Origin of the sequence: Pseudomonas sp. Pse35 (genome assembly GCF_024519715.1) — a bacterium.
In the GTDB taxonomy this organism is placed as follows: domain Bacteria; phylum Pseudomonadota; class Gammaproteobacteria; order Pseudomonadales; family Pseudomonadaceae; genus Aquipseudomonas; species Aquipseudomonas paracarnis.
Genome location: NZ_JALJRP010000068.1, coordinates 1 through 4,367 on the forward strand (window position 1 = coordinate 1; position 4,367 = coordinate 4,367).

Below are 4,367 nucleotides of genomic sequence, written 5' to 3' on the forward strand. Positions count from 1 at the left end.
ACCGGCCTGTCACGCCGGGGGTCGCGGGTTCGAGTCCCGTCCGCTGCGCCATATTCGGTCACCTGGAACACTGAACGCCAGGCAGCCACAAGAAACCCGCTCATTGAGCGGGTTTTTTTTCGCCTGCGATTTAACGCGCCTTACGGTGCGTTGCGGCTGTGGCGGTAATCGCTGACGGCCTCGTACACCGCTTTGCGCAGCCGGTTGATGCCGCCGATGGGGCGGTGCGCTTCCAGCCCGAACCAGGGGTTGAACGACTGGTTATCGCACGCCAGGTTCTGCGCCGGCGTGTCGAAGTCCTGGGCGGGAATCCTGACCTTGGCCACGGTTTCATACGGCGCGTCGCTTTCCTTCCATTCGATGCTGGTGTCTTCGATCGGCATGAACGCCTGCGGGTTTTGCCGCTGGATTTGCAGCACAAAACACGCATCTACACGGTCGGTGGACAGTTGCTGGTTGAGCGCGCTGCGCAGGAAGTTCGGCAGGGCCTGGTTCTGTTTGGGCAACACATAACCCGGGCAGCTTTGTGGGTCGGGCGCGACGCGGAACTTGGCGTTGGCCGCGCCAAACTTGTAGGGCGAAACTGAAAAGTAAGTCGTCTGCGTCGGGCTGGCCGGTGCGGGCGCCAGGGTTGCCAGGGCGATAAACAAGTGACGCACTTGCCAACTGCGCGGGTCGAGCTTGGGAAAGAAAGCCAGGACCTTCTTGCCATCCGCTTGCGCGCCGATGTTTTGCGCGTATTCCGCGACATCGCTGACAAAGAAGTTCGGGTGGCTGAACATCACGAAATCCTGTTCGGTGCGCGCTTGCTGATCTGCCATCAGTTGCTTGCCCGGCACATCCAACAGCTTGATGGCCATGCCGCGTGCATCGCGGATGCTGTCGAATTGCGGATAAGCGTTGCCGTTGGACAGGCGCATCGTCGCCTGCCAGGTCTTGCCCGGCTCGGCAAACACGCCCTGGCGCAAGGCCGGGTCGAGATCTGCCAGAACGCTGACCTCGGCTTTCACGCACCCATGGGCCTTGGCATGGGCATCACGCAGGTAGCGAGTGCCTTCGCGATGCTGATCAACGATGCGCACGGCGGTCTGGATGATGCCTTGGGTCATCGCCGCTTCACCCGGCGGGATCTGTTCCTTCACCGACACCGGGCCCCTGTGCTGCCAGGCGAACCAGGCCGTGGCCAACACCCACCCCAGCAGGCCCAGGCCCAGCAGCCACAGCAGGGTTTTGCCAACAAAGGCGCCAAGGCGTAGCCAGAGACGAGCAAGCATGGAGCGGTCCTTGTTTTGCGAGCGGATAATCATGGCAGTTGTTGCTCCAGCGGGCCGCCCAGCACCTTGAGGTATTCGAGCAGCGCCCAGCGTTCCTGCGGCAGCAGGCCACGGCCGATCACGCCATTGCCACGTTCGCCGGCACGGAATTCGTGGCCGCTGTTGTGGTTGCCGGTGATCCGGGTATCGAACAGAAAGGCATTCTTGAACGCGGCGGTTTCAAAACCCAGATGGCGTGGATCGTAGTTGAACGTGCCTTTATAGAAAGTAGTGCTGCGCTCGTCCTGGGGCGAAAGCAGTTGGTAGATCGTCGGCACCGACCCGTTGTGCAGGAACGGTGGGGTAGCCCATACGCCTGCCAATGGCCGTGCCTTATAGGCGCGTAATTCGCGCACGCCAATCGGCAGGCCGAACCCGTCCAGGCTTGGGCGCTCTGCCGGGGTAACGCCGGCGGCGCGGTAGGCATGTTCTTCGACGAATGCGGTGACGTACGCCAACCCCTGGGCTACGGACATTTTTTTCAGGTCCAGTGGCGCGGTGGGGGCCGGGTGCAGTTCAACATTGAGTCGGGCCAGTTCGGCCGGGTCCCATTGCAGGGCGCTGAGGTCATAACGCTGATCGGCAATGTTGCTGGCGGTGCCGGGGTCGGTGCCGATGTAATCCACCGGCAGCATTTTCAACTGCTGTACAGGGCGACCATTTTCTTCGGTAACGGTCGGCAGGTGGCAGCCTGCACAGTTTTCGGCGAAGAGTGCGCGGCCCTGGGCGGCGAGGGGTTTGTCGATGGCGCCGAACAACGCCTCAGGCCAGGTCGGCGGTTTGAGACGTTGCAGGGTTTCTTCGATCAGGTGCAAGTCGCGCACCCGCACGCTGGAGGGGTAGCGTGCAGCGCCTTGCAGCGGTTGGCCGGCGCTGTCGAAGAAGGCCAGGGTAGCACCTACACCAAGCGCTTCACCGATATTGCGCGCCATGGGCTGCTGCGCTGAGCCATTCCACTGCACCCAGTCGAAGGTCCAGATGTCCCACAGCTGCGGGTAGTCCACGGGAGCGTTGGCGACGCGATAATTATCTGGGGAAATGGCATCGCCAAAGCTGGCATTGGCGATGCGCCCGAAGGCGTCAGTACGGCCGGGGCCTTCCTCGGTGGGGTAGAGGCCGCGATGGGTATCATTCCAGGCGACTTTGAGGAACTGGTTGAGCGATTGCTTGAAGTCGCTGCGCAGTTGGTTGTGCTGGGCGTCGTACTGGTCACCCAGGACCTTGCGGGCGAAGCGCTCGAACTTCCACGGGTTGTAATAAGTGGCGGCGAGGCTGGCGACCAGTGCCTGGCCGAAACTGCCGCCCCGCAAGGTGGGGACGCTGGAGGGCAGTACATGTTGAGCCGAGCCGCCATCGATGCGCAGGGCCTGGCCTTTGAAATGCAACTCCCCCGTATGGCAGGCCGCGCAGGTGATGTCCAGGTACTGAACCTTGCTGTCGGCATTCTGGTGCCGGGCGAAACCCACCGGCAGGTTGCCAGGGTTTTGCGTGGTGGGCACCTGCCTGGGATCGACCAGGAAACCAAAGCGCGCCAGGTACTCCGGCGCGGCAAAGCGTTGCTCGGAGAACGGCAGCTCCAGAGCCGTGAACCAGTCGTAGTGCAGGCCCTTTACCTGGGTGCCCTGGGGCGTGAAGTAGAAGGTCTGACGGTCCGCGGCACTCCACTGGTCCTGGTAGTGCACCTGCTCCACGGGCATGTAGTCCGGCAGCTTGGGGTTGAGGGTGTAATAGAGCACCACGGCCAGGGTCAGGCCCAGTGCGATCAATATCAGGAGTAAAACACGGGAAAAAGTGCGCAAGATAACTATCCTTGTCGAATTGTCGCGTTGTTATGCCACTGCGCCACAGGTGCGGCAAGTGACGATTAGCCTGCTATCAGCCGGTTCCGCGATCCGTCGCGGGCCCCCATGATAAATGGAAATGCTTTTAAACACGTGAACTTATCAGAAGTTTCCTGCTCACATGCCGGTAGCCATTGGTCGGGGCCGCCTGATAAGCTCGCGACTTTATTCGAATGCCCTTTTGGCGCATGAACAAGGAAATAGCATGAAACAGCATCGGTTGGCGGCGGCGGTGGCCCTGGTTAGCCTGGTACTTGCGGGTTGTGATTCGCAAACCAGCGTAGAGCTGAAAACCCCGGCGCAAAAAGCTTCCTACGGCATCGGCCTGAACATGGGCAAGAGCCTTGCCCAAGAAGGCATGGATGACCTGGACTCCAAAGCGGTAGCCCAAGGCATTGAAGATGCTGTCGGCAAGAAAGAGCAGAAGCTCAAAGATGACGAACTGGTTGAAGCCTTCGCCGCGCTGCAAAAGCGTGCCGAAGAGCGCATGACCAAAATGAGCGAAGAGTCGGCAGCTGCCGGCAAGAAATTCCTCGAAGACAACGCCAAGAAAGACGGCGTCGTCACCACCGCTTCCGGTCTGCAGTACAAGATCGTGAAGAAGGCCGACGGCGCCCAGCCTAAGCCAACCGACGTGGTGACTGTTCACTACACCGGCAAGCTCACCAACGGCACTACCTTTGACAGCTCTGTAGATCGTGGTAGCCCGATCGACCTGCCGGTCAGCGGCGTGATCCCGGGTTGGGTCGAAGGCTTGCAACTGATGCATGTTGGCGAGAAGGTCGAGTTGTACATCCCGTCCGACCTGGCCTACGGCGCCCAGAGCCCGAGCCCGGCGATCCCCGCCAACTCCGTGTTGGTATTCGACCTGGAGCTGCTGGCCATCAAGGACCCAGCCAAGGCAGAAGCAGCAGACGCACCTGCTGCACCAGCCGCCAAGAAGTAATCGGCGCCTGAACACACAACGCCCCGTCTCGACGGGGCGTTGTTGTTTTCGGGGCTGTATCAAAGGATGCAAAAATCTTCTGTGGGAGCTGGCTTGTCGGGTCGCCGCATCGCTGTGATGACCGCCAGACGCTCAGCACTCCAAATGTGGGAGCTGGCTTGCCTGCGATGACGGCCTGCCAGCCTACACCTACTAACTGACACACCACGATCAACCTGTGGGAGCGGGCTTGCTCGCGAAGGCGGCCTGGCAGTCAACACAGTTGGA

3 protein-coding genes are annotated in these 4,367 nt (G+C 61.0%); 1 reads left to right on the plus strand and 2 read right to left on the minus strand.

Translation table 11 applies throughout. The annotated features are described in order from the left end of the window. Nucleotides 1-140: 140 nt before the first annotated feature. Together OC445_RS26790 and OC445_RS26795 are read right to left on the minus strand one after the other, a co-directional pair. Nucleotides 141-1,274 carry a catalase family protein gene (locus OC445_RS26790; protein WP_054897889.1) on the minus strand — a complete coding sequence of 378 codons (1,134 nt, stop codon included), beginning with the start codon at nt 1,272-1,274 and terminating at the stop codon, nt 141-143. A gap of 29 nt (nt 1,275-1,303) precedes the next feature. Then, complete coding sequence (locus tag OC445_RS26795; protein ID WP_054897870.1) at nt 1,304-3,112, minus strand: di-heme-cytochrome C peroxidase; 1,809 nt, start codon at nt 3,110-3,112, stop codon at nt 1,304-1,306. A 247-nt stretch (nt 3,113-3,359) separates the two neighbouring features. Here OC445_RS26795 and OC445_RS26800 point away from each other — a divergent pair, with 247 nt between their 5' ends. Next, nucleotides 3,360-4,100 carry an FKBP-type peptidyl-prolyl cis-trans isomerase gene (locus tag OC445_RS26800; RefSeq protein WP_003190133.1) on the plus strand — a complete coding sequence of 247 codons (741 nt, stop codon included), beginning with the start codon at nt 3,360-3,362 and terminating at the stop codon, nt 4,098-4,100. Nucleotides 4,101-4,367 lie beyond the last annotated feature (267 nt).